Below are 23,244 nucleotides of genomic sequence, written 5' to 3'. Positions count from 1 at the left end.
GGGCGGATCAGCGAATGACAAAGCAACGCAGACAGTAACCAGGTAACCGGGTTGGACGAGTTCGGAGCTGTTGACCCCGTGGCTCGCTTGAGGCGCTGACCTCGTGTAGGAGATCAAAGGGCAACGGCCTCCGATTCCATACTGCGGCGTAGACCGCGAAGAGAAGCCTGAAAGCTCGTCGAACCCAATCCTTAACCAGAATCAACGGGCGTGGGTTGATCCTGACGCCCGCTTTAGAGAAGCGAGCTTGCTCGCGATTCGAGGCAGCTTAGGGTCTGCGATCGCGAGCAAGCTCGCTCCTACTGGACCTCCCGCCAGTAGATGATGCGGTCGTGGCCGCGGTAGATGCCGAAGGTGGCAGTAGCACTCGGGTTCTGGAGGTTGCCGTCACTGTCGAAAGGCTTCAGCCAGTCAGGCACATTGAGCAGTTCAACCTCACTCTGGCGATCATCAGTATCAACCGGATCACGTGCCGAGCGCAGAAGAACCTCATTACCGGATTTCGGCTGTCCCTCGGAGAGGCCGTAGGCTTCCGCCGCGGTATCTCCTGATCTGGCATTATCTGCCACATCCGGAGAAGCAATCTGAACGTCGCCTCCATCCTCATCATTCCAGGGGCTGTACTGGAAGCATCCTTCCCCACTCTCCGTAGGAGGAACCCCGCTCTCATCGGCGGTATTCAGTGTGAAGCGCTCACCATCCCAATACTCAACCCGGAGAGGCATAACGAGATCCACACCGGCGGGACCGTAGACATTGCCCAGGCTGACGCGGCCGTAGCGGATTTCCACGCCGGAGGGCTGGAGAGTGACGGGACTCTGGCTCCCAGCCAGCTGCGCATCACCATCATCAATATCAGTAACCTCCAGGGTGAGATCGCTCGGGAACGCATCAACCTGCGCTTCCCCGGTCCGGGTGTATATGAATTCATCACCAGCAAACTGATAGAGCATCTTCCCATCCTCCAGAGGAGCCAGATCCCCCTCAGCTGCCTGATCAACCGACACGTCCAGGCCGTTGCTATTATCCTCGGCAGGGAAATTTCGAGAAACCTCAGCTGCTTCCAACAGCTGCCATGCTTCTCGATAATTGGTGACCTGAGGCGCCGTCCCTGATGCCCGATAGGCTTTCGGTGTGATGGTCAGTTCCGGTGCCTGGGCAGGATCATAGCTATACGCCTGCCCGGTATAGGCAAAATCATTGCAGGTCGGCTCAAAGGCCCCATCCGCAGGCTCGACAGTGAACAGTTCCGGATGGAAACGCCCTACGAAGCCCGACCGTCCCCGCACTGTTACAGGCCGACCAAGATAGCCCCCATCCAGTGATGCCTGAACAGCTATACTACCCGCCTCATCGAAACGGGTTGTCACGGTGTCCTGACCATCAGTGAACGCCTCTGCCTCAGGCGTTCCGGGCAGCCCCGGGTCCGCGGGATCGGGAGGGCCGGCAACCAGCGTTGAAGACAGCTCCGCAACTGGGCTACTGGCCCCGAAGGAAACAGTAGCGGCGTTATCCGAAAGACCTGCGCGATTCGCTGGATCCGCCGTCCCATGCCCATCCGGTTGACCATCGTCATTGCCATCATCAGCTGCCTGCCACTGTACCGCCCGTACACGGACGTCGAACGGACGCCCCGCGGCCTGGAAGGGATCGCCGGTGGGGGATGACGCGCCCGGATTATCGGGGACGGATACATCGAACGCGAATGGGCGAACAGTCCATTCCGGCCCCTGGCCACTTACAGGCAACGGGTTTCCTTCCTCGTCCTGAACAATACCGGAGCTGTCATCCAGAACATTCAATGAATACTGAGCGACATCAGTGGTCTGCCATGGCAGCTCCGCAACACCTTCACTGAATACAACATCAACATTGCCGGAAGCAGGCTCCGAATCCGGAAGGGCATTACTACCATTCAGGGAGGGTGCCTTTCCTCCGGGATCCTGACCCGAACGATCCAGCCAAGCCTTCAATGCCACGGCACCATCATACGCAGTGATCGGGCCGCATTCCTGATCCTGCCCACGCCCGAAAGCCGCGATCTGAACGCGATGATCACGGCCGGCGACAAAGTCCACTCCAAGAGGATCCGTGGACTGAATCTGAAATATGTTCTCCTGAAACTGGATAGGATCCGAAGTCGCGCTCACCTGTGCCTCATTATCAACGACGCTGACAGTGAGCTGGTCCGCCAATTCGTTCGACAGAGCCAGAGTGACCTGGCCCTCGTCCGCCTCAACAAACTGGTATTGCGCAGCGCCATTGTTGTCCATATCCGGAGAAGGAGTCATGCCGCCCTCTCCTCCGTCCTCCGCAATCGACCAGTTACCATTCCCGGAGGAGGTTGAAAGATCAACAGCCCCGGTGTAATCAGCCACCTTGGCCCCCGCGGCATTAATAGCGGTGACCTGGACTGGCAGTGCCTGACACACACTGGCAATGGATGAAGCATTGATCTCAAATCCCGCCAGACCTGTATTGCAGGGTCTGCTTTGATTGGCCAGACGCACCGCTTGGGAACTGCTAATCGCGTTGCCGGAATAACGGAACTCATCAAAATCAAACGCCGCGGGGGCTGTTCCATCGGAAAAACCGCCAATCTGGATTCCAGAACCCGCTTCAACAACGGAGCGCCCTCCCCGGTAATCATCCCTGATGATCTCTGCATTGCCGTTCACGTACATAACCAGCTCATGGGCTTCAAGGTCATGACTTACGGCAATATGCACCCAGTTCCCTGAAAAAGGATCTGTTTCAGTGCCTGCATCCGGAGTCCACCGCAACTCGCGCTGTCTGATACTGCCCTGCCCCTGCCCTTGGCCCTGACGCGTCCTAACGGCAAAGACAAGATCCCGACGTCCCTCGCGAAAATCTGCCAGCACTTCAGCTCTTTGGGCATAGAAATCGGCTACATCGCCCACTGCAACGATGCTGGGCGTGTCACTGGCCTGCCGGGACTGCTCCATTCGCACCCAGAACCCCATACTGAATGAGTCATTGTCATTAGCGACGTCTGAGTTGGAGGTTATATTGCCGTCGGCTGGTATAGACGCAAAGCCACAGGTTCCCGGGGAGTTGGGAATCGCCCCGTCATCGCCGGCGCCAACGAAAGCTGCTCCATTTGACACACCTGTATTTCCATTCCCGCTCTGGTCCGGAACTGAAGTGGCCCCGTCCCAGTCCCCGTCAAACCAGTAAGCAATGTCAACGGGAGCTTTGAGCGGATCACCATCTGTTGTTATCCGTATCTGGCCATCACCGCCAGCGCCGCCTTCTTCAGCAGGGCAGAACCACCTAAAACAAGTTGTAGCTCCACCGCCACCTCCTCCGGGAGGTTCACCGGGATTGCCTGGCTGGGAGTCCCATGCTTCGGTTTCAGCGCCATCACCACCTATACCGCTGTCCTGATCCGCATCACCCCCTTCAGGGGTTTGACCATCAGCACCATTTCCCGCCGGCCCAGCTGAAGCACCGCCTCCACCAGCTTGCCGGTCTGTACCAAAAAGTCCGTCTGTTTCCCCTGTTCCTCCGGTGCCGCCCTGATATACTGCAGTACCAACCCCGGCGCCACCTACTGCCCCATCATCCTCATCAACCGAAACACTTTCGCCTCCAAAAGCTTCCACATCACCGGCAGGTCCGCTCAAATATGAACTCTCACCAGGTTCCCCGTTGATACTTCCTGCGCCAATCTGATACTCATAAACTTCCTCTGGACTGACCTGAAACGTCTGACTAACGTAACCACCTCCACCGCCACCACCACCGGCTCCCGGGCTTTCACGACTACCTCCACGTCCACCTCCACCCCAGAGCTCAACAGTAATCTCGGAAACATTGTCCGGCACAACCAGAGTTCCGGTGCCTGGTTCCGATAGCACCTGCTCGGCGGCACCCCCTATACGGGCCACCAAGACGAAAGCAGCGACCGCACACAATGTCAGACCTCTGCTTCGCCGCATCATCGTGCCTTCACTTCCACAGTCCGAACCGCCTCACGAGCTCCTGAGCCACAGGCGCCCTCACTCCTTATCACAACAGCACCACCAGACGGGTTACATCTGATTTCAGCGGTACAGCTCTTCAATCCAGCCTCGTCAAACGTCAGTGTTCTATCTTCAACATCCCCGCAACTGCTACTCCCCTCATTCAGCGCATCCACCAACCCTGCCTGAGCCCCGGACTCAGCCGCATAGAAGGCTCTGGTCGAGAGGATATCCAACGCCTCCATCTCACCGGAGCTTTCCTGCAACTGGGAAATGGTGGTAACGATCAGGGCCATGATCGTTATGAGAAAAATGGCCATAGGAAGCCCGGCACCTCGTTGGCGCCACAATGAAAGACGAAAAGACCGATCACGGGACATTGCGGATCTGAACCTCCTGGGCGAGGGAATAGGTTTCGCCGTTACGATCAGCCTGGAGAGCAAGTTCGATGGTGACCAGGGCATTGCGCGTGAGTGAGGGACGGTCCACGGAGAAGCTCGCAGCGGTAAGGCCTGCTCCTGCGACTGCACTCGTCCCCGACCTGAAGTTCTCGCCTATCCCGTGACCTGAGTACCGCCACAGGAACCCCCCTTCCCCACAATAGGCGACAGGACTCCCAACCATATAGAAGCGCCGCCGCGGTGAATTCGCCTCGAAGGCTTGGTCCTCAGTGCCGTTGAACTGCACCTGGTCGCCCACCCAATCCGCGCCCTGTTCTGATACAGCTCCCGGATTGCCAGGGGAATACGCGTCGCCGACATAGGGATAGATGGAAACCTTACCGGTAATGCGACTCTGGAACGCCTGCCCCTCTGTCTGAAAGGAACCAGTCGCTTGAGTTCGGTCCCCTTCGACATAACGCCCACCCGCACCTATAGGAATGAATTCGATACAGTTCCCACCATCTCGCTCTCTCAGTGAAGTGGGCAGAGCTTCGCGAAGCTCACGACTCATACGCTCCGTCATGATGCTCGCGGCCATAGCCATCTGCTGGCGCTCAGCCGTATCGATGGCTCCCCGGGACGAGAACTGGATGAAGCGTACCGAGATACTGGCCACGATGCCAAGAATGACGATAACTATAATCAGCTCGGTCAGTGTAAAACCTCGTTCACTGCCCATCAGAAGTTACCTCTGTAGGCACTAATGACGGTTTCCTGCTGTCGTGGATCAGTTACGGTGACATCAATCCGCTTTGCGTCTTCATTACTACTTATCCCACTAAGCTCATCACCGGCACAGATGACTTCAACAGTAACCTGATATCCCGAGTAAAGATCCTCTGTCGAGGAAGCCAAAAAAGGCTCTTGCGGGTTATTCGAACCGGTATGAAAATCATTAATAGTTTCGAAGCGATCCCTGTCATCATGATCACTGGCAGAGGGAGAGCAATCCACGTCGTCCACATAGCCGCCTCCAAGGGGCGTCCCTCCGTCATAGCGACGCGCCATGACTTCGTCCAGGTAGAGCTGCCCCAGCGCGGTCGCCCGGGACTGCAACAGAGGGTCCGCACTTCGGCCGGTTATCAGGGAAAAAGCCCCAACCACACCTGCAACGGCAATACCGACAATCACGATCGTTAATACTAGCTCGATAAGCGTAACGCCACGCTGGCATGATCCTGCGGCGTAAACGTTACCTTCCTGTGTCATTGGCAACTCCCGGTATAGGGGAATCCGAGAGAGGAGATGCAGGCTTGATGGGTAGACTCTGAGGTAAAAGTTACGCCCTTACCGCTGGAACTTGACAGACCTCCAGTGCTGCCATAATCCAGCGAGAGTGAACGAGGATCCACGCTCAGACCGGAGGCATCCACTGTACGCTCAGCCACAACAATAGATGGCTCATCCTCGAAATGGCGCGTTACGGTGAAGGTGAAGCCTTCATCACTTGGTCCGAATGATAAAGAAATCCGTGTGGAAGGGCCTGCCGCTAGTGCATGCTTCTGGGCAAGAAGTGCTGTTGAGACGAACTGATCCCGAGCAACGCTGGCAGAGTAGCCTCCTGGGGAAATCAGGAGGCCTATACCAAGCGACGATAAAACCCCGATAAGAATCAGCACCATCACCAATTCTATCAAGGTGAAACCCGACGAATAAGCAGTTGCGTGCTTTTTCACGGGCAACCCCCAACTTCACCAGTTGCTCGAAAACCAGTTGTTTCAGAGCGACTCCGGCATTCTTAAAATTAGTTGCAGTCCCCTGATGTTGCTACAGATGGAGAAGAGATCTCTCCTGTGTCTGTATCTTCAGAAGCTGCAGTATAGGTAATCTGACAATCCGCACTGTCATCTACGTTATACGTAATCGTTCCACCTGATGTCCCTGCACTAGCAGTAGGCGCATCAATCTGAGCGGCTTGACCGATGCCATCAGCTATTGAATCAGGATATCCATAAACCATTTGGATCGTCTGATTTTCCAAACTCACAGTTGACTCGTCTGCCGATGCTTCGCAATCACTGCTAGTCAGGCATTTAGAGTGCGCAATAGAACTTGCCGATTTCATAGCACCCACTATACCGTCACGTGTAGCTTCCCGTGCATCCCCACCGAGATCCGCAAATCGCGGCAAGGCAAACGCGGACAGAATGCCAAGAATGACGATCACGATAACCAGTTCGATCAGGGTGAAACCCTGCTGTTGACGTTGCATGGAACGTACTCCTTCAAGATCTTTCAAGATTTAAGTGTTTTGGCTAACAGTATGGATCATTTCGCCGTTTTTGCGAGTCAGGGATTGTCTATACTTGTCAAAACCTCCCCTTCGTTAGGGTCGTATTCGATGTAATTGCCGCTATCGTCCCGTTGGTAGGTATAACGGCAACTCTCCCCTTCGACGCTTGCAGCGTAATCATCGCTATCGGTATTGGTGCTGATCGTCGGCGCATTGGACTGAAGCAGCGCCCCCCAGAGATCCACACAGCGACTGGCAGTGATGTTGGTTGGGTCATTAGCTCCGTCTGTGGATACGGGCCATCCCTCAGAACTCACATCCACGGTTTCATCACCGAAACCGGACAGATCATCCACCTCTCCTGAAGCCCCATTTCCAGTCCACTGCGCCTTCACTAGAGCAACTGCAGAACCAAAGGCTCCAGCCGTACCCTGCACACTCGCCCGATGCGCCTCTTCCGAAAGCTCCGCAAACCGAGGTAGTACCGTGGCCGCCAGAATAGCGATGATGACGATCACCACCACCAGCTCGATCAGCGTGAAGCCGCTCTGCTGCCCGCTTGTGCTGCCAATCCTGTCTCTGTTCATCATTCTGCTCTCATGGTTGAAGATTTTCATTGCGATTTTCCCTACCCAATCGCCGCACTGCCCAGATCCCACACCGGCAGAAATACGCCCAACGCCAGAATCAGGACCAGTATGGCCACACCTACGAGCAATATGGGCTCAATGGATTCCGACAACCGGTTGAGCTGGTAATCCACTTCCTCGTCGTAGAAGTCCGCCACGTTCGTAAGCATCTCGTCCACGGAACCAGTCTCCTCGCCGACCGAGATCATCTGCAGGATCAGCGGTGTGAACAGCTCACTTTCTCGGGCGGCGCGCATCAGGCTGTCACCGCGCTCAATCGAGGTGCGCATCTCGTGCAGGTGATGCGCGATCCAGGCGTTGCTGTTGGCGTCCGCCACCACGGAAAGGGCGCTCGTCACGGGCATACCGGCGGCAAGGGTCGTGGCAAAGTTCCGCGAGAAGCGGCTCAGCGCGATCTGCTCCAGAATGGGCCCGATGATGGGAATACGCAGCTTGTAGCGGTCCCACTGCAGGCGCCCGGGCTCAGTGGCGATCCACCGACGTACCGCCACGAAGGCGGCCACAATCCCTCCCAGCAGTGCCGGCCACCAGGTGGTCATGAAGTTGGAGGTCATGATCAGCACCTGGGTAATGAACGGGAGGTCCGCCCCCAGGCGCTCAAAAGTGGAAATGAACTGGGGGATAACAAAGAAATTGATGATGACCATGGCCGCGGTCAGCGCCACGATGACGAAGATCGGATAGCGGGTGGCCTGTTTGATGCGGCGGCGCGTGTCCCGCTCCAGCTCCAGGATGCGCGACAACCGATAGAAGGCATCGTCCAGGTTACCGGTGTTCTCCCCCACGTGCACCATGGCCACGAACAGCCCGGAGAACACACGGTCATTGGCCTGCATGGCGGTGGCCATGGTGGTGCCGGTCTCCAGCCGGTCCGCCACATCATCCAGAGCCTGGCTCAATGCGCGCGCTTTGCTGGTCTCGGCCAGCCCTCGCATGGTGCGGATGATCGGGATGCCGGCCTTGGTCAGCGCGTACATCTGGCGACAGAACACGATCAGGTCATCCAGCTTCACTTTCGGCTGGAACAGCTCGATCTGCCACAGCTGAGCCAGGCTGCTGCCGGCTTCCGCTTCCGGCTCCACGGAGACCGGCGTAATGCCCCGGCGCTGGAGCTCGGCGGCGATGGCATCCCGGGAACCGCCCTCAAGTACTCCCTGTTCCAGCGCGCCCTTGCTGTTACGGCCCCGATATTCGAAACGCATGGTCAGTCTCCCGCCTCATCCGCGGTGCCACCACCAAGCGTGGCGGAGACCCGGGCGACCTCATCCAGACTGGTGATCCCCTGTTCGGCGTATCGCAGGGCGCAGTGGTCCAGGCTCTCGTAATCCGGCATGGCCCGTGCGGCCCGCTCGAAGCCGGCATAATCCGCCCGGCGCAACGCATCCAGCATGGCCTCATTGAATTCCAGAAGCTCGTAAACGCCGATACGGCCCCGGTAGCCGGTGTTGCTGCACTGGTAACACCCCTTGCCCACAACAAAGCCCTGCCCAGCATCCCTACCAGAACCATCAGTATGGTCAGGCGTTGTCTCCCCGGTCTTCATCAACTCGTCGGAGAGGGTCAGTTCCAGGGAATCATCTCCCCCACCGTCACCATCAACGGTTTCCGTTACCACCGGCTCGGCAGGCTCCGACACCTCCCCCGCTTCCGCGGGCGCCGCCGGGTCACCACGTTCCCCCCTTATCCGGTCAATCCAGATCTTTTCCTGGTGGGTCGGGGTGTAGGGAACCTGGCAGTTCTCACACACACGCCGCACCAGCCGCTGGGCCAGGACTCCGGCAATGGAGCTGGAGACCAGGAAGGGTTCCGCGCCCATGTCCAGAAGGCGCATGGCACTGCTGACGGCATCGTTGGTGTGCAGGGTGGAGAGCACCATGTGGCCGGTCATGGCCGCGCGCAGACCTATCTGGACGGTTTCCTGGTCGCGCATCTCCCCCACCAGGATGATGTCCGGGTCCTGGCGCAGGGCCGAACGCAGCACCGAGGCAAAGGTCAGCCCGATCTGGCTCTTAACCTGCACCTGGGTGATGCGCGGCAGCCGATATTCCACTGGGTCCTCGGCGGTGATGATCTTGACCTGGGCCTGGTTCAGCTCGGTCAGTGCGCCGTAGAGAGTGGTCGTCTTACCCGAGCCGGTGGGCCCGGTCACGAGCATCATGCCGTGGGGCCGATGGATAAGGCGGCGGAACCGCCTGAGGATACCGGGCGGCATCCCGGTGCTTTCCAGATCCAGGATACCCTGGGACTGGTCCAGCAGGCGCATGACCACGGACTCACCGTACTGCACCGGCAGCGTGGAGACCCGCACATCGATGCTCCGGCCCTTGACGCGGATATTGAAGCGCCCGTCCTGGGGCATGCGTTTCTCGGAGATGTTGAGCCCGGCCATGAGCTTGAGCCGCAGCACCAGCGCGGAGTGGATGCGCTTCTCCTTCATGACCTGTTCCTGGAGCACCCCGTCGATGCGCTGGCGGATGCGGATCACGGTCTCGTCCGGCTCGATGTGGACGTCCGAGCTGCGGGCCTGGATGGCGTCCTCGAAAATGGTCTGCAGCAGGCGCACCACTGGCGCCTCATTCACATCCGAGTCGCTGCCCAGGTCGGCCAGGTCAAAGGCCTCGTCACCGATCTCGTCCTCCAGCTCCTCGGCCAGGGAGGCGATCTCATCCGTGCGGCGGTAGACCAGGTCCAGGGTGTTGAGCAGTTCACTCTCCCGCACCACGGCCTGCTTCACGGGCTGGTCCAGGATCCGGGTCAGTTCATCGTAGGCGAAGATGTCCATGGGGTCCGCCATGCCCACCAGCAGCTCACCGTTGCGTTCGGCCAGCACAATGGCCCGGAAGCGCCGGGCCTGGGCCTCCGGAAGCTTCTTCACCAGCTCATGATCGAAGTTGTAGTGGCGGAGCTGAACGAAGGGAATGTCGAGCTGCTGGGAGAGAAAGTTCAGCAGCTGGTCCTCATCCAGATAGCCCAGATCCGTGAGCGTCTTGCCAAGCTTGCGGCCTGTGCGCTTCTGCTCACCCAGGGCGGTCTGGAGCTGTTCCTCGGTGATGACGCTGTTCTCAACGAGAAGATCGCCAATGCGGACCTTGCGGCGTGTTTCCGACATACCTCTACCCCTGCTCCGCGGCGAGCCGTTGTTCGATGTACCGGCGCAGTTCTGGCGCCAGCTCCGGCAGTGACAGCGCACGGGTATAGGCGGCCCTGGCCTGCTCATCCCGCCCGCGGCTTTCCATGGCTATGCCCAGACCCGCCCACCAGCGGGCATTGCCGTCATCGGTCTCAATCAACGCCGCCCACTGCTCGGCGGCCGCCTGATGGTCTCCGGTCTGCTGATAGAGCGCAGCCATCATGGTGTGATAGGCCGGCATGGTGCCCGGCCCCGGTGGCTCGGACTCCAGCCACTGCAGGGCGCTGGCTCTGCCCGAGCGCTCCAGCGCCACACGCGCCCTGAGCAGCCGCAGCTCCGGATACAGGGCCACGGCCTGCTCCGGCAGCCACTGCAGCGCGGCGGCCGGCTCCCCTCGCTCCAGGGCATGCCGGGCCATCACCGCCCGGGAGCGAGGCGCGTCGGAATCCAGCAATGCCCGCTGGCTCAGGCGCTCCCCGGCCTGTGTGACACGACCATCCGCAAGCAATGCCTCCAGTTCCCTGGAGAGGCGACGGTCTTTTTCCGCAGGCGTCAGTTCGCGCACGCTGGCGGCTGCCGGTTCCGACGGGGACTGATTGGCAGATTCATCGCTGGAGGTGGGCTCTTCAGGCTCAGCTGCGGTTGGTGACTCAGGCGCCTGTTCCGCGACCCCTGTGTTTTCCGGGTCTGCTTTGGGCTCGGGCTCGGGATCAGACTCAGGCTCCGGGTCCCTGGCAGGCTTTACCTTCCTGACACTCTCAGAGGGCTCGCCGGAAGTGCTCCCTTCATCAGTGCTCTCCGCCGGCTCAGACGTGCTGCGCTCCACGGTCCCCGAGTCCGCCCTCTGCTGACCTTTCCCACGATCCAGTGTCGCGGTACGGATCACAGGCACCGGCTCATTGTTCAGGGCCGGGGCAGCCCCCTTCCCGCCCGACCCTGGCTCACCTGAGCCCAGCCACCAGAACCCGGCAGAAGCCAGTAATGCCAACAGCAATGCGGATCCTCCCAGAATCCAGCGCCAGTGGGATGGCGTCCGGTAGCTGGTGGCGCTCAGCCCGGCCGGAATCGAGTCCCTGTTACCACCATCCGTGCCTTCGCGTTTCTCGAGATCCCGCAGGGCGTCGTTGAGCAGGCTCATATCAGCCCTCCCAGTACACCAGGACGGCGCACAACGCTGTCCGTATCCCGGATCGCCTGGCGCACGTGCCGGCTGGTGATCTCCCGTTCACCACGCCCATAGGCGGCAATCAGTGCTTTATGGGCGAGGATATTGATCAACCTGGGGGTTCCGCCCGAGGCGCGGCTGATCAGGCGTACTGCCCTGGGCTGGAAGAGTCGTCCACCGTTCCATCCAGCTTTGGCGAGCCTGTGCTGCAGATAGTCCGCCACCGTTTCCGGAGACAGCGTCTCCAGTCGGTGCTGAAAGGTGATGCGCTGGCTCAGCTGGCGCAGATCCGGCCGTGCCAGCAGTTCATCCAGCTCCGGCTGCCCGAACAGAACCACCTGGAGGAGCTTACGGCTCTCGGTTTCCAGGTTGGTCAGCAAACGCAGCGTTTCGAGGGTTTCCACAGGCATGGACTGGGCTTCATCGATCACCAGAACCGCGGCTCCGGAAGATGCAGCGTTATCAATCAGGTATTGCTGCAACGCTGAAAGGGCCCTGTGGGTATTGCTGGGATCATCCAGCGTCACCCCGAGCTCATCAGCAATGGCCTCAAAGAGCTCTGTGGGCCCGAGCTGGGGGTTGGGAATGTAGGCCGTTGTAAGCTTTCCTTCCAGGGCATTGAGCAGGAGGCGGCACAGCAGCGTCTTACCGGTCCCGACTTCCCCGGACACCTTGATGAAGCCCTCCTTCTGGCGCAGGGCCACCAACAGCAGTTCCAGCGCCTGCCCGTGACTGGGCGCACGCAGGAAGTAACGCGTATTGGGCGTCAGTGAAAAAGGGGCATCCCGAAGGCCGAAAAATGCCTCGTACATGCTACCTCTCTTGCGCCGCGCCCGCTGCCGGCTCTGGCTTCGGGGACTCGGTGGATTCCATGATCCGGCGCAAGTCCCGGATGCGCTGCTGGCTGTCCTCCACGTCCTCTGCGTATCGATCCACGTTGGCGATCATGGGCTTGAGCAGAATCACCAGTTCGCTTTTCCGGGACTCATAGCTGCGTTGTTTGAACAGTTCACCGATGACCGGGATCTCACTGAAAAAGGGCACCGCTGAGGTTGTCTCCTCGGTCCGATCCTGGATCAGACCTCCGATGACCACGATCTGCCCGCTTCGTGCCCGCACCACGCTGTCAGTCTCACGTACCGTGCTCAGAGCCAGTGGCAGCGTCACGTCCTCGTCGCCGATGGTGATGAGCTTTTCCTGATCCTCCACTTCGCTGACCGAGGGGTGAACATGCAGGGTCACCACATCCTCGTCGCTGATCTGGGGCGTAACGTCCAGTGAGATACCGGAGAAGAACGGTGTCAGGTCAACCGATGTTGAACGGGAGGTGCCCGCCGCCGCGGTGGTGTCATCATCAAAGTCGAGGTCAGTCACGAAGAATTCATCACTGCCCACCTTGATCACGGCTTTCTCGTTATTAACCGTGGAGATCCTCGGGCTGGACAGCACCTGAACATTGCCCTGACTGCCCAGGAGCTGGATCAGGCTGTTGAAGTTATTCACCTCAAGTGCCGCGGAAAATGCGCCTCCCCCCTGGGTGTTGGTTGCAATGCTGCTCAGACTGCCCTGAAGGCTGTTGCCGGTACCCATCTGATCCACAGCGTTCCAGTTGATGCCCTGTTGAAAGCTCTCATTGAGCTCCACCTCAAGAATCCGGGCTTCCAGGATCACCTGGCGCTTGGAGATCAGCTGCATCCGTCGGAGGTAATCCTCAACCACCTTCAGCTTGTCCTGCCGGGCATGGACCACAACCACGCCAGACCCCGGGTTGGTGATGACACGCTGGCCGTTGTCAGACCCAACCATCAGGTTCAGGGATTCCCTGAGATCCGCCCAGAAGCGCGATTCGGAAGTCGTGGTGATACGGGTGCCCACCACGGGACCGTTGCCGGAACTGCTGTTGCCGTCATCCGAGCTGGCGCCTGAATTGCCATTACCCGAATCGGTGACCTGCCCCGACCGCACCTGGGTTTCGGAATTGCCACTGCGCTGAATGTCCAGATAGTCCACCTGGAAGACGCGGGTCCGGAGCCCGGCCGGGCGCACCCGGTAGATGCGGCCCTCGCGGTTGATCTCATAGCCATAGAGATCCGAAACAACCTCCATGACCTCTTCAAGGGTCACCTGTGTCAGGTCCAGGGTGATGTTGCCCTCCACCGCCGGGTCCACCACCACGTTGTAGGGCGTGCCGTCGACCAGACTCCGGAAGAAGGTGGATGCGGCCAGACCCTGGGCATTGACGTTGAAACGCTCCTCCCCACCGGAGCCGGTACCGTCTCCTCCGGAGAAGTCCGGCATCAGGGCGCCCGTGACCTCATCAGGCGCCTGGGCAACCTCGGTATCACCGCTCTCGGACTCAGCTTTCTCCAGCTCTTCTTCGATCCGCTCCGTGGTTTCCGTGGAGCTTGCCTGCTGGGTCTGCATCAGCGGATTCCCGGCACAGCCGGCCAGAAGCAGGCTGAGCACAGCTGGAATCAGAAATGGGACAGAATGCTCTCGCATAACGGTTAACCTGCTGCTAGCGCCGGATCGACGGCGCGCTGTCGAGTTCAAGAGTGTACTGCTGTCCGCCAATTTCAATCAGCACACGATCCGTACCGATCCGGACAAGGGTGGCATCCCCAAGCTGACCGCCCTTGGCAAGGCTGATCCCGTTGATGACCGCCCGCCGGCGCTGATCCCCCACCAGGATTGAGTCCAGCTGGAAGCGGCGTGCCGGCGAGACGCTGCTTTCCTGTGTCGATACCGAGGTCGGCCGCGTCGGGTCCGGCAGTGACGCCCCGCTGCTGGCCCCGCAGGTCAGCGGTACCAGAATCAGCAGCCCAGCAATGATGCCACTCACAAGGCGCTCAGACACCCAACCACTCCCTGTGCAGGCTCAGTGTGTGCAACCGGATCCGTACCCGCGCCCCCGGCCAGTCCTGTGTCTGGTAGTCCATTGACCGCCACCCCAGGCGCTCATCCAGGCCTTCAAGATCCCGCAGATACGCCAGCACATCATGGAAACCACCGCTGACGGTGACTTCCACCGGGTGGGCATAGAGGCTGGCTTCCTGTTCACTGTTCGCGCCGTCATCCTGGCCTTCCACCGCAACCGGCTGGGGGGCCCTGTGGGAGACACTCTCCAGTGCCACTCCGTCATGCCGGGCGAGCATACGACGCAACAGTGTCACCATTTCCGGCGGGCTGATCAGGCCGGTGGTCAGCTCCTCGAGCTGCTGATCGTAACGGTCAAGGCGCTGCTGGAGCTGGCTGATACGTTCGCGCAATGGTTCGTTGGGATCCTTTTCCAGCTCGCGCAGAAGCGTTTCCTCCTGCGCGGTAAGCCCCTCCAGCGACTCCTGCGTACTGGCAATGCGCTCCGCCACCTGGCTCCGGGCCTCCAGAACCGGTGTCACCAGCAACTGCCAGGCTCCCAGGGCCACCAGCGCCGACGCGGCTACCAGCATCAGCACCCGTTCACGGCGCGCCCGCGCCAGGAAGGCATCCGCGAGCGTCTGCCAGCGCTGCTGGAGACGGTCCTTCATTCGTCTTCCTCCGCTGATTCGCGGGTTGAAGCCACATCAAAGCTCAGCGGCCCACCGTCCTCCGGGCGTTCAATGCCAAAGCGGGCAAAACGGCGCCCTTCGAACACGGATTCTTTCTGCAATCGCTGCAGATATTCAGGCACGTTCTGGCCATCCGTGGTACGACCTGACAGCCCCAGACGATCACGCATCAGGTCCACCCGGATCCGTGTGAGCCAGAGCCCGTCGAGTGTCTGGCGTGCCAGCCCTTCCAGATAGGGTGTGAAGCCCTCGCTGCTCGCCTTTGCCACCGAATCCGCGCGCTCGACCAGGCGGCGGCGATCCCGGACCCGCTGCTCCAGTCGTGTGACCTGCTCTTCCAGGGCCGGATCCTTCTTACGGTCGGCCACCTGTTTCTGGAGCGTCTCCACCGACTGCTGCTTTTCCGCTTCCCGGGCTTCAATCTCCGCCAGCCGGGCTTCAGCCCCGGCCAGCTGATACCGGAGAGCGCCCCCGATGCCGGCAACCACCAGCAGCACAACGGCAGCCAGGCTGAGCACCCGGCCCAGGGTCAGCCACTCCCTTGAGGGCTGAAAGGCCTCTGTGTACAGGTTGACGGACTGCTTCATCTCGCTCCCTCGTCATCCGCCAGCAGCGTGGCGACAGCAAGCCCGGTTCCGGGTGCGGGCGTCACGCCTGAGAGCATGGCACTCCAATCCAGATCCACCACTTCAGCGGTCACCTCGGAATTGAGCATCCCGGCAAGCGGCAGCGCTTCCGGGTGGCCTGCCAGCTGGACACGGGAGGGGGGAATCTGGCGCAGCTGACTTTCGTAATAATCCAGCGACCGCTGGATCTCCAGCGCCAGGTCCTGGACCGTCTGCTCCTGGGTGGTGGCGTCCCGCAGCTGGGCCTGGGAGACATCCAGGCGCCGTGCCATGTAGAGCACCTCGCCCCGGCAGAAGATCACGTGGCCACTCTGCCGTCCCAGATGCACCAGGGCCGCGCCGCGCCCCTCCGGGTCGGCACGGGCCAACAGGTTGCGCAGCGCGAGCTCCGCGATATCAATGCATTCAAGCTCGAGACCCGCCTCATGGACGCTGTCCACGATGGTACGTATCCGGTCCTGGTGGGCGCAGACAGCGTTGATCAACGCACCACGGTCCCGTGAGGCGTCCTCGGGAAAAGGAAAGGTATCAATAACGGCTTCACTGGCGGGATAATCGAGCAGATCCCCGAGCTTCCAGCGAACGGCGTCCGCCAGCTCGCCAGGCTCAACATTGGGGCGCTCTGCCTGGAAGATCTGATACTGATCCGGCCCCAGAACCACCCGGGCCCGGGCACCGCCCAACCCCTGTTCATTCACCAGGGATTCCAGTGTCTGCCCAGCGTCTGCGGAGCCGCTCTGGACCGAACCGTCCGCCTGCATGCAGGCCCAGTGGATCGCATCATCCGACAGCTCCAGCCCCACGCGGAGTGAAGAGTGACGTTTCGCGAACGGATGTCGGAGGGATCGGAGTGCCAGCAAGTTGACCGTCTGCGCTGCTCGTGAAATTCCGAAGGGCACTCTCACGGAACAGTGGGAGTGCCAATACGTGTCGCGAGTATAGTTCAGGATTCGAACAGATTCACGCTGTTCAGATGGTTATCCACGTCTTTTAACACAGTACTGGGACTTGCTGGCAGAAGTCTCCTAGAAGGGAATGTCGTCATCAAAGTCGTCAACAGGATCCGGCATGCCGGTCCCCTGATTCTGGTCACCGCCCTGGGGCGCGTAGCCACCGCCTCCCTGGGGCGCACCACCCTGTGCAGCACCCGGCGCGCCGCCTCCGGTCCCGGCACTGTCACCGCCACGGCTGTCGAGCATCTGCATCTGGCCGTTGATGTCGACGATGATCTCGGTGGTGTAACGGTCCTGACCGCTCTGGTCCTGCCACTTGTTGGTCTGCAGGCGGCCTTCGATGTAGACCTTGGAGCCCTTGCGCAGGTACTGGCCGGCCACTTCCGCGATCTTGCCGAACATGACGATGCGGTGCCATTCCGTGCGCGGCACCATCTGGCCGGTGTTGCGGTCCTTGTAGCTCTCGTCCGTTGCCAGCCTGAGATTGGTGACCGGGTTGCCATTGGCCGTGTACCGGGTCTCGGGATCCGCGCCCAGGTTGCCGATCAGGATGACCTTGTTTACGCCTCTCGCCATGTTCTGCTCCTGTTCCTTTCTCTTTATTCGCTGTTATGCGTTGACGGAAACCGTCCCGTGGCTTCCTTACTCAGATCTGCCGCGCCACAAAGGGGAGACGCCACAGGGATTCTTCGCTGAACTGCTGGCGATCCACCTTGAGCCAGGCCTCCCCGCTGCCGGCAAGCACCACGGCATCATCCACCCCCGGAATGGCCAGAAACGCCTCGCGCATGGTGCGCGGATCCTGGGTGTGCTCCTCGGTGAGCTGCAACGCCAGACTGGTGGCGTAGCGTGGCGGCGCCATGGTGACAACCAGGCCGAGCCAGACCGCTATGGCCAGCAGAATGAGAACAATAACACCGCTGGCACCGGCGAAACCAGAGAGCCAACCACCGAGCGCACCGCCCACAAAGGAGCCCATGAACTGGCTGGTGGAATAGACGCCCATGGCCGAGCCCTTGCCGGCCGCGGGCGCCTCCTTGCTGATCAGCGAGGGCAGCAGTGCCTCCAGCAGATTGAAGCCGGTGAAAAAGATGAACAGCACCACCCAGAATCCGGCGATCCGCTCCCAGCCGATGCCCATCAGCGCCACGGCCACCCCGAGCAGCGCCACCGCCACCGTCATCACCTGCTTGAGACGGCGCTTCTTCTCACCAATGATCAGCAGCGGCAGCATCGCCACAAAGCCAGCGCCCATCACCGAGAGGTACACCCACCAGTGCTGGTTGGTGCCCAGCCCCAGTTCCTCCAGCGTCAGCGGCACGATCAGGAACAGGGCGGTCAGCGTCAGGTGCAGCACGAAGATACCGCCATCCAGGCGCAGCAGCCGGCCCGATGTAAGCACCTGGCGAAGCTGGTCCCGGGCCGGCAGCGCATCCGGCTGGTGGGTACGCGTCTCAGGCGTGGGCACGATGGTTGCCACCAGAACCATGCCGATACCCGCAAGCACCGCCGTCAGCAGGAAAATCCCGGTGAGCCCGTAGGCATCCCCCACCATGGGCCCCAGCACCAGCGACAGCGCAAAAGCCATACCAATGGACAGCCCGATGGTGGCCATACCTTTGGTGCGGTTTTCCTCGCGGGTAAGGTCACTGGCCAGCGCCATGAGTACACTGGCAATAGCGCCTGAGCCCTGCAGAATGCGCCCGGCAATGACCCCCTGGATGGAATCCGACCACCCCGCCAGCAGACTGCCGACGGCAAACAGCACAAGCCCGACCTGAATCAGCGGCTTGCGCCCGAAACGATCTGAAAGCATGCCAAAGGGGATCTGCAGCAGCGCCTGGGAGAGTCCATAGGCCCCGAGCGCCACACCCAGCAGCGCCGGGCTTGCGCCCTGCAGGTCCCGCCCCAGCAGCACAAACACCGGCAGGATCATGAACAGACCCAGCATGCGGGAGCCGTAGACCGTTGCCAGAGCCGCGATGGCGCGTTTTTCAGTGGCGTTCATCAGGAATCCTCCGGAAAAGCGGCGTCATCTTAGCACAGCGCTGACGACTCACTCATGGATCCAGATCAATCCGTCTATGGCGGTGTGCCAGTAAGCCCTATAATGGTCGTTTTGCCCAGCCATTGGAGCAGCATGAATCACATCCGTATCCGGGGTGCACGCACCCACAATCTGGCATCGGTGGATCTGGATATTCCCAGGAACCAGCTGGTGGTGATCACGGGGCTTTCCGGCTCCGGCAAGTCATCACTGGCCTTTGACACCCTCTACGCGGAGGGGCAGCGGCGCTACGTGGAATCCCTCTCAACCTACGCCCGCCAGTTTCTTTCCATGATGGAAAAGCCGGATGTGGACCATATCGAGGGGCTGTCGCCGGCCATTTCCATCGAACAGAAATCGACCTCGCACAACCCGCGCTCCACGGTTGGCACCATCACCGAGATCCACGACTACCTGCGCCTGCTGTTCGCCCGCGCCGGCGAACCACACTGCCCGTTGCACGATGAACCACTGGCCGCCCAGACGGTGAGCCAGATGGTGGACCAGGTTCTGGCCCTGCCCGAGGGCAGCCGCATGATGATTCTGGCGCCGCTGATCCGCGAGCGCCGGGGCGAACACCAGCAGGTGCTGGATGAGATGCGCAGCCAGGGGTTCATACGGCTGCGTATTGACGGGAAAGTGTACGACATCGACGACCTCCCCTCACTGGACGCCAAACGCAAACACAGCATTGAGGTGGTGGTGGACCGCTTCCGGATCCGGGATGGACTGCAGCAGCGCCTCGCCGAATCCTTCGAGACCGCGCTGGCGCTGGCGGATGAGACTGCGCGGGTAGCCTCCATGGATGACGATGGAATGGAGGAGCTGGTTTTCTCGGCACGCCATGCCTGCCCCCAGTGCGGTTACTCCATCAGCGCCCCCGAGCCCCGGACCTTCTCGTTCAACAACCCGGCAGGCGCCTGCCCCACCTGTGACGGGCTGGGCGTTGACCAGTTCTTTGACCCGCAACGACTGATCCGCAACCCCGAGCTCACGCTGGCCGAAGGTGCCATACGGGGCTGGGACCGGCGCTCGGTCTACTACTTCCAGATGCTCGAAAGCGTCGCCTCCCATTACGGTTGCGACCTCGACACCCCCTGGCAGCAGCTTCCGGAGTGGTTCCAGAACACCGTACTGCACGGCACCGGCGATAAAGCGATCACCTTCCGGTATGTGAACTCCCGGGGTCAGGCGGTGGACCGTGAGCACCCCTTTGAGGGAGTGATCCCCAACCTCGAACGGCGTTACCGGGAGACGGATTCCCAGACGGTACGCGACGAACTCGCCCGTTCACTGAACTCACGCCCCTGTCCGGACTGCCGCGGCTCACGTCTGAATGAGGTGGCCCGAAACGTGTTCATTGGCGACTGGACGCTTCCCGCAATGGCGCGCCTTTCCATTGCCCATGCATTCGACAACGCCCAGTCCATCACCCTTCCTGGTTGGCGTGGCCAGATCGCCGAGACCATTCTCAACGAGATCCGCAAGCGCCTTGAATTCCTGGTCAACGTGGGCCTGGGCTACCTGACCCTCGAACGCAGCGCCGATACCCTCTCCGGAGGGGAGGCCCAGCGGATCCGGCTCGCCAGCCAGATCGGGGCCGGACTCGTGGGGGTGATGTACGTCCTGGACGAGCCCTCTATCGGGCTTCACCAGCGCGACAACGAGCGGCTCCTGGGCACTCTCAAGCGGCTGCGGGACATGGGCAATACAGTGATCGTGGTGGAACACGACGAGGATGCCATCCGTGCCGCCGACCACATTGTGGACATTGGCCCGGGCGCCGGAATCCATGGCGGCCGGATCATGGCCGAGGGCACCGCCGACGCCATCGCGGCCGAACCGGAATCCATCACGGGCCAGTATCTCACCGGCCAGCGCCGGATCGCCATTCCCGCACAGCGCACCACCCCCGGCGAGCATTGGATCACCGTAACGGGCGCTACCGGCCACAACCTCCAGGGCGACGAAGTGCGCATCCCTGTGGGGCTGATGACCTGCGTCACTGGCGTATCAGGCTCCGGCAAATCCACACTGATCAACAGCACGCTCTATCCGGCCGCAGCAAGGCAGCTCAACAATGCCACAACGCTTACGCCGGAGCCCCACGAACGCATTGAAGGGCTGGAAAGCCTGGATCGTGTCATCGACATTGACCAGAGTCCCATCGGGCGCACGCCACGCTCCAACCCGGCCACCTATACCGGACTTTTCACGCCCATCCGCGAGCTGTTCGCGGGAACCCAGGAGGCCCGCTCGCGCGGCTACAAACCGGGCCGGTTCAGCTTCAACGTCAAGGGTGGGCGCTGCGAGGCCTGCCAGGGTGACGGCGAGATCAAGGTCGAGATGCACTTCCTGCCCGACATCTACGTGCCCTGCGATGTCTGCCAGGGCCAGCGCTACAACCGGGAAACCCTTGAAATCACCTACAAGGGAAAGACCATCCATGAGGTGCTCTCCATGACCATTGAGGAAGCGCGCGAGTTCTTCGACTCCGTGCCCTTCCTGGCCCGGCGCCTCCAGACACTGATGGAAGTAGGTCTGTCCTACGTGAAGCTTGGCCAGAACGCCGTAACCCTGTCAGGAGGCGAGGCACAACGGGTCAAGCTGGCACGGGAACTGTCCAAGCGGGACACGGGCAACACACTTTACATCCTCGACGAACCCACAACCGGTCTGCACTTCCACGATATCCAGCAGCTGCTGGATGTACTGCACACCCTGAGGGACCACGGCAACACCGTGGTGGTGATCGAACATAACCTGGATGTCATCAAGACCGCGGACTGGCTGGTCGACCTTGGACCGGAAGGTGGAGATGGCGGCGGACGCCTGGTGGCGGAAGGCACTCCTGAGACAGTCGCCAGGGAGCGTGACTCGCACACGGGCCAATACCTGGCTAATTATCTTCCCGAGGCCCGCAGCCAGTAGCTGCGCATAAAAAAGCCGGACACAGGGTCCGGCTTCTAATGAGGCACCGCCCGAAGTGATCAGGCGGTGACGCGAGGCTCTCAGTCCTCGTCGTCGTCATCATCCTCATCGTCTTCCACGTACTCGACAACCGGACGACCGATGACCTCTACATAGGCCATGGGCGCGTTGTCGCCAGCCCGCAGACCGCATTTGAGAATCCGCAGATAACCACCGGGACGACTCTCGAACCGCGGACCGAGCTCCTCAAACAGCTTGGTCACCGCCTGGTCATTGCGCAGCCGCGCGAATGCCTGACGACGGTTCGCCACCGAGTCCTCCTTGGCGAGTGTGATCAGCGGCTCCGCCACACGGCGAAGTTCCTTCGCCTTGGGCAGGGTCGTCTTGATCAGCTCATGCTCCACCAGAGAGGCAGTCATGTTGCGGTACATGGCCTTCCGGTGCGAACTGTTGCGGTTTAATTTACGACCACTCTTACGATGACGCATTGCTCTAATTCCTTAAATCAAAATCAGCGATTCAGCGATCAGCCACCAAGGACCCGGTCATCACCGCGCAGACTCGCCGGCGGCCAGTTCTCAAGCCGCATACCCAGCGACAGGCCACGGGAGGCCAGCACATCCTTGATCTCGGTCAGTGATTTCTTGCCGAGATTGGGCGTCTTCAGCAGTTCAACTTCAGTGCGCTGGATCAGATCGCCAATGTAGTAGATGTTCTCCGCCTTGAGGCAGTTGGCCGAGCGAACGGTCAGTTCAAGATCATCCACAGGACGCAGCAGGATCGGATCAACTTCCTCTTCTTCCTGAGATTCCTCCGGCTCTTTCTCCTGATCCAGATCGACGAACACCGCCAGCTGCTGCTGCAGAATGGTGGCGGCCCGCCGGATCGCTTCCTCCGGATCAATGGTACCGTTGGTATCCAGGTCGATGATCAGCTTGTCCAGGTCGGTGCGCTGCTCAACACGGGCACTCTCAACCATGTAGGAAACACGGCGGATCGGGCTGAAGGTCGCGTCAATCTGCAGGCGACCAATGGCCCGGCTTTCCTCATCCTGCTCGCGCTGATCCGCGGGCTCGTAACCCCGACCAGAGCTTACCGTCAGCTTCATATTGAGCTCGCCGCCCTTGGACAGGTGACAGATCACCAGATCCGGGTTGACGATCTCAACGTCATGATCAAGCTGGATATCAGCCGCAGTGACCGGCCCTTCTTCCTTCTTGGAAAGAGAGAGCTCGGCCTGCTCACGACCATTGAGCTTAACGGCCAGCGCCTTGAGGTTCAGCAGGATCTCGATGACATCCTCCTGAACCCCTTCAATGGCGCTGTACTCGTGCAGCACTCCATCGATCTGCGCTTCGGTTACTGCACTCCCGGGCATGGAAGACAGCAGGATCCGCCGCAGAGCATTACCCAGCGTGTGGCCAAAGCCCCGCTCCAGAGGCTCCAGAACCACGCGGGCGTGGGTTTGGGTCTGCTCCTCGACATTGATGCTGCGAGGAGTCAGAAATTCGGTAGCTGAACGCTGCATTGGA

21 protein-coding genes are annotated in these 23,244 nt (G+C 60.6%); 1 reads left to right on the top strand and 20 read right to left on the bottom strand.

What is annotated here, in order from left to right; genetic code table 11:
• Positions 1-299: 299 nt before the first annotated feature.
• The 18 genes from CK501_RS16225 to CK501_RS16135 all read right to left on the bottom strand — a co-directional run bounded on the left by CK501_RS16225 (position 300) and on the right by CK501_RS16135 (position 18,742).
• On the bottom strand, positions 300-3,962 hold the full coding sequence (locus tag CK501_RS16225; RefSeq protein WP_456298001.1) for a DUF6701 domain-containing protein: 3,663 nt from the start codon (positions 3,960-3,962) through the stop codon (positions 300-302).
• Positions 3,962-4,306 (bottom strand): hypothetical protein, encoded by a 345-nt coding sequence (locus CK501_RS16215; RefSeq protein ID WP_198949568.1) that lies wholly within the window; start codon positions 4,304-4,306, stop codon positions 3,962-3,964. The genes CK501_RS16225 and CK501_RS16215 overlap by 1 nt, the downstream gene beginning before the upstream one ends.
• A 49-nt stretch (positions 4,307-4,355) precedes the next feature.
• The gene (locus tag CK501_RS16210) at positions 4,356-5,108 is read right to left on the bottom strand and encodes a prepilin-type N-terminal cleavage/methylation domain-containing protein (protein WP_095618772.1); all 753 of its coding nucleotides are present in this window, start codon (positions 5,106-5,108) and stop codon (positions 4,356-4,358) included.
• Positions 5,108-5,638: a type II secretion system protein gene (locus CK501_RS16205; protein WP_095618771.1), complete on the bottom strand. Its 531-nt coding sequence runs from the start codon at positions 5,636-5,638 to the stop codon at positions 5,108-5,110. The genes CK501_RS16210 and CK501_RS16205 overlap by 1 nt, the downstream gene beginning before the upstream one ends.
• The gene (locus CK501_RS16200) at positions 5,635-6,105 is read right to left on the bottom strand and encodes a pilus assembly FimT family protein (RefSeq protein WP_198949567.1); all 471 of its coding nucleotides are present in this window, start codon (positions 6,103-6,105) and stop codon (positions 5,635-5,637) included. Before CK501_RS16200 ends, CK501_RS16205 begins: the two co-directional genes overlap by 4 nt.
• Before the next feature lie 68 nt (positions 6,106-6,173).
• Positions 6,174-6,641, bottom strand: coding sequence for a pilus assembly FimT family protein (locus CK501_RS17135; protein WP_095618769.1), 468 nt, complete (start codon positions 6,639-6,641; stop codon positions 6,174-6,176).
• A gap of 77 nt (positions 6,642-6,718) precedes the next feature.
• Positions 6,719-7,279, bottom strand: a complete 561-nt coding sequence (locus CK501_RS16190; protein ID WP_233128930.1) for a prepilin-type N-terminal cleavage/methylation domain-containing protein — start codon at positions 7,277-7,279, stop codon at positions 6,719-6,721.
• 11 nt (positions 7,280-7,290) lie between these two features.
• Complete coding sequence (locus CK501_RS16185; protein ID WP_095618768.1) at positions 7,291-8,514, bottom strand: type II secretion system F family protein; 1,224 nt, start codon at positions 8,512-8,514, stop codon at positions 7,291-7,293.
• A 2-nt stretch (positions 8,515-8,516) separates the two neighbouring features.
• Positions 8,517-10,421: a GspE/PulE family protein gene (locus tag CK501_RS16180; protein WP_233128929.1), complete on the bottom strand. Its 1,905-nt coding sequence runs from the start codon at positions 10,419-10,421 to the stop codon at positions 8,517-8,519.
• Positions 10,422-10,425: 4 nt separating this feature from the next.
• Positions 10,426-11,580 carry a 3-alpha domain-containing protein gene (locus CK501_RS16175; RefSeq protein WP_095618767.1) on the bottom strand — a complete coding sequence of 385 codons (1,155 nt, stop codon included), beginning with the start codon at positions 11,578-11,580 and terminating at the stop codon, positions 10,426-10,428.
• Positions 11,577-12,419 carry an ExeA family protein gene (locus tag CK501_RS16170; protein WP_095618766.1) on the bottom strand — a complete coding sequence of 281 codons (843 nt, stop codon included), beginning with the start codon at positions 12,417-12,419 and terminating at the stop codon, positions 11,577-11,579. The genes CK501_RS16175 and CK501_RS16170 overlap by 4 nt, the downstream gene beginning before the upstream one ends.
• Position 12,420: 1 nt before the next feature.
• A complete protein-coding gene (mshL, locus tag CK501_RS16165) occupies positions 12,421-14,109 on the bottom strand; it encodes a pilus (MSHA type) biogenesis protein MshL (protein WP_198949566.1) in 1,689 nt (562 codons plus the stop codon).
• Between the two features lie 16 nt (positions 14,110-14,125).
• Complete coding sequence (locus CK501_RS16160) at positions 14,126-14,464, bottom strand: hypothetical protein (protein WP_095618765.1); 339 nt, start codon at positions 14,462-14,464, stop codon at positions 14,126-14,128.
• Positions 14,457-15,134, bottom strand: coding sequence for a type II secretion system protein M (locus CK501_RS16155; protein WP_095618764.1), 678 nt, complete (start codon positions 15,132-15,134; stop codon positions 14,457-14,459). Before CK501_RS16155 ends, CK501_RS16160 begins: the two co-directional genes overlap by 8 nt.
• Complete coding sequence (locus CK501_RS16150; protein WP_095618763.1) at positions 15,131-15,742, bottom strand: PilN domain-containing protein; 612 nt, start codon at positions 15,740-15,742, stop codon at positions 15,131-15,133. Before CK501_RS16150 ends, CK501_RS16155 begins: the two co-directional genes overlap by 4 nt.
• Positions 15,739-16,641, bottom strand: a complete 903-nt coding sequence (locus tag CK501_RS16145; protein WP_143421469.1) for a type IV pilus biogenesis protein PilM — start codon at positions 16,639-16,641, stop codon at positions 15,739-15,741. Before CK501_RS16145 ends, CK501_RS16150 begins: the two co-directional genes overlap by 4 nt.
• A gap of 165 nt (positions 16,642-16,806) precedes the next feature.
• Positions 16,807-17,310, bottom strand: coding sequence for a single-stranded DNA-binding protein (gene ssb / locus CK501_RS16140; protein WP_095618761.1), 504 nt, complete (start codon positions 17,308-17,310; stop codon positions 16,807-16,809).
• 70 nt (positions 17,311-17,380) lie between these two features.
• Positions 17,381-18,742 carry an MFS transporter gene (locus CK501_RS16135; protein ID WP_095618760.1) on the bottom strand — a complete coding sequence of 454 codons (1,362 nt, stop codon included), beginning with the start codon at positions 18,740-18,742 and terminating at the stop codon, positions 17,381-17,383.
• Between the two features lie 132 nt (positions 18,743-18,874).
• Here CK501_RS16135 and uvrA point away from each other — a divergent pair, with 132 nt between their 5' ends.
• On the top strand, positions 18,875-21,712 hold the full coding sequence (gene uvrA / locus CK501_RS16130) for an excinuclease ABC subunit UvrA (protein WP_095618759.1): 2,838 nt from the start codon (positions 18,875-18,877) through the stop codon (positions 21,710-21,712).
• Between the two features lie 80 nt (positions 21,713-21,792).
• Here the strand turns inward: uvrA and rplQ are convergent, their stop codons facing one another.
• The gene (gene rplQ, locus CK501_RS16125) at positions 21,793-22,200 is read right to left on the bottom strand and encodes a 50S ribosomal protein L17 (protein ID WP_095618758.1); all 408 of its coding nucleotides are present in this window, start codon (positions 22,198-22,200) and stop codon (positions 21,793-21,795) included.
• 38 nt (positions 22,201-22,238) lie between these two features.
• Complete coding sequence (locus tag CK501_RS16120) at positions 22,239-23,240, bottom strand: DNA-directed RNA polymerase subunit alpha (RefSeq protein ID WP_077529264.1); 1,002 nt, start codon at positions 23,238-23,240, stop codon at positions 22,239-22,241.
• Between the last annotated feature and the right edge of the window lie 4 nt (positions 23,241-23,244).

The organism is Halovibrio salipaludis (genome assembly GCF_002286965.1).
GTDB classification, from domain to species: Bacteria; Pseudomonadota; Gammaproteobacteria; order Pseudomonadales; family Oleiphilaceae; genus Halospina; species Halospina salipaludis.
This window is presented reverse-complemented; position numbering and strand designations above follow the sequence as displayed.

Bases quoted from the DNA above. Each gene is read 5' to 3' on its own strand.
- CK501_RS16175 (WP_095618767.1), bottom strand. From the start codon at position 11,580: ATGAGCCTGCTCAACGACGCCCTGCGGGATCTCGAGAAACGCGAAGGC.
- CK501_RS16120 (WP_077529264.1), bottom strand. From the start codon at position 23,240: ATGCAGCGTTCAGCTACCGAATTTCTGACTCCTCGCAGCATCAATGTC.
- ssb (WP_095618761.1), bottom strand. From the start codon at position 17,310: ATGGCGAGAGGCGTAAACAAGGTCATCCTGATCGGCAACCTGGGCGCG.
- CK501_RS16170 (WP_095618766.1), bottom strand. From the start codon at position 12,419: ATGTACGAGGCATTTTTCGGCCTTCGGGATGCCCCTTTTTCACTGACG.
- CK501_RS16185 (WP_095618768.1), bottom strand. From the start codon at position 8,514: ATGCGTTTCGAATATCGGGGCCGTAACAGCAAGGGCGCGCTGGAACAG.
- CK501_RS16155 (WP_095618764.1), bottom strand. From the start codon at position 15,134: ATGAAGGACCGTCTCCAGCAGCGCTGGCAGACGCTCGCGGATGCCTTC.
- CK501_RS16210 (WP_095618772.1), bottom strand. From the start codon at position 5,108: ATGGGCAGTGAACGAGGTTTTACACTGACCGAGCTGATTATAGTTATC.
- CK501_RS17135 (WP_095618769.1), bottom strand. From the start codon at position 6,641: ATGCAACGTCAACAGCAGGGTTTCACCCTGATCGAACTGGTTATCGTG.
- CK501_RS16225 (WP_456298001.1), bottom strand. From the start codon at position 3,962: ATGCGGCGAAGCAGAGGTCTGACATTGTGTGCGGTCGCTGCTTTCGTC.
- CK501_RS16205 (WP_095618771.1), bottom strand. From the start codon at position 5,638: ATGACACAGGAAGGTAACGTTTACGCCGCAGGATCATGCCAGCGTGGC.
- rplQ (WP_095618758.1), bottom strand. From the start codon at position 22,200: ATGCGTCATCGTAAGAGTGGTCGTAAATTAAACCGCAACAGTTCGCAC.
- mshL (WP_198949566.1), bottom strand. From the start codon at position 14,109: ATGCGAGAGCATTCTGTCCCATTTCTGATTCCAGCTGTGCTCAGCCTG.
- uvrA (WP_095618759.1), top strand. From the start codon at position 18,875: ATGAATCACATCCGTATCCGGGGTGCACGCACCCACAATCTGGCATCG.
- CK501_RS16190 (WP_233128930.1), bottom strand. From the start codon at position 7,279: ATGAAAATCTTCAACCATGAGAGCAGAATGATGAACAGAGACAGGATT.
- CK501_RS16135 (WP_095618760.1), bottom strand. From the start codon at position 18,742: ATGAACGCCACTGAAAAACGCGCCATCGCGGCTCTGGCAACGGTCTAC.
- CK501_RS16150 (WP_095618763.1), bottom strand. From the start codon at position 15,742: ATGAAGCAGTCCGTCAACCTGTACACAGAGGCCTTTCAGCCCTCAAGG.
- CK501_RS16180 (WP_233128929.1), bottom strand. From the start codon at position 10,421: ATGTCGGAAACACGCCGCAAGGTCCGCATTGGCGATCTTCTCGTTGAG.
- CK501_RS16215 (WP_198949568.1), bottom strand. From the start codon at position 4,306: ATGGCCATTTTTCTCATAACGATCATGGCCCTGATCGTTACCACCATT.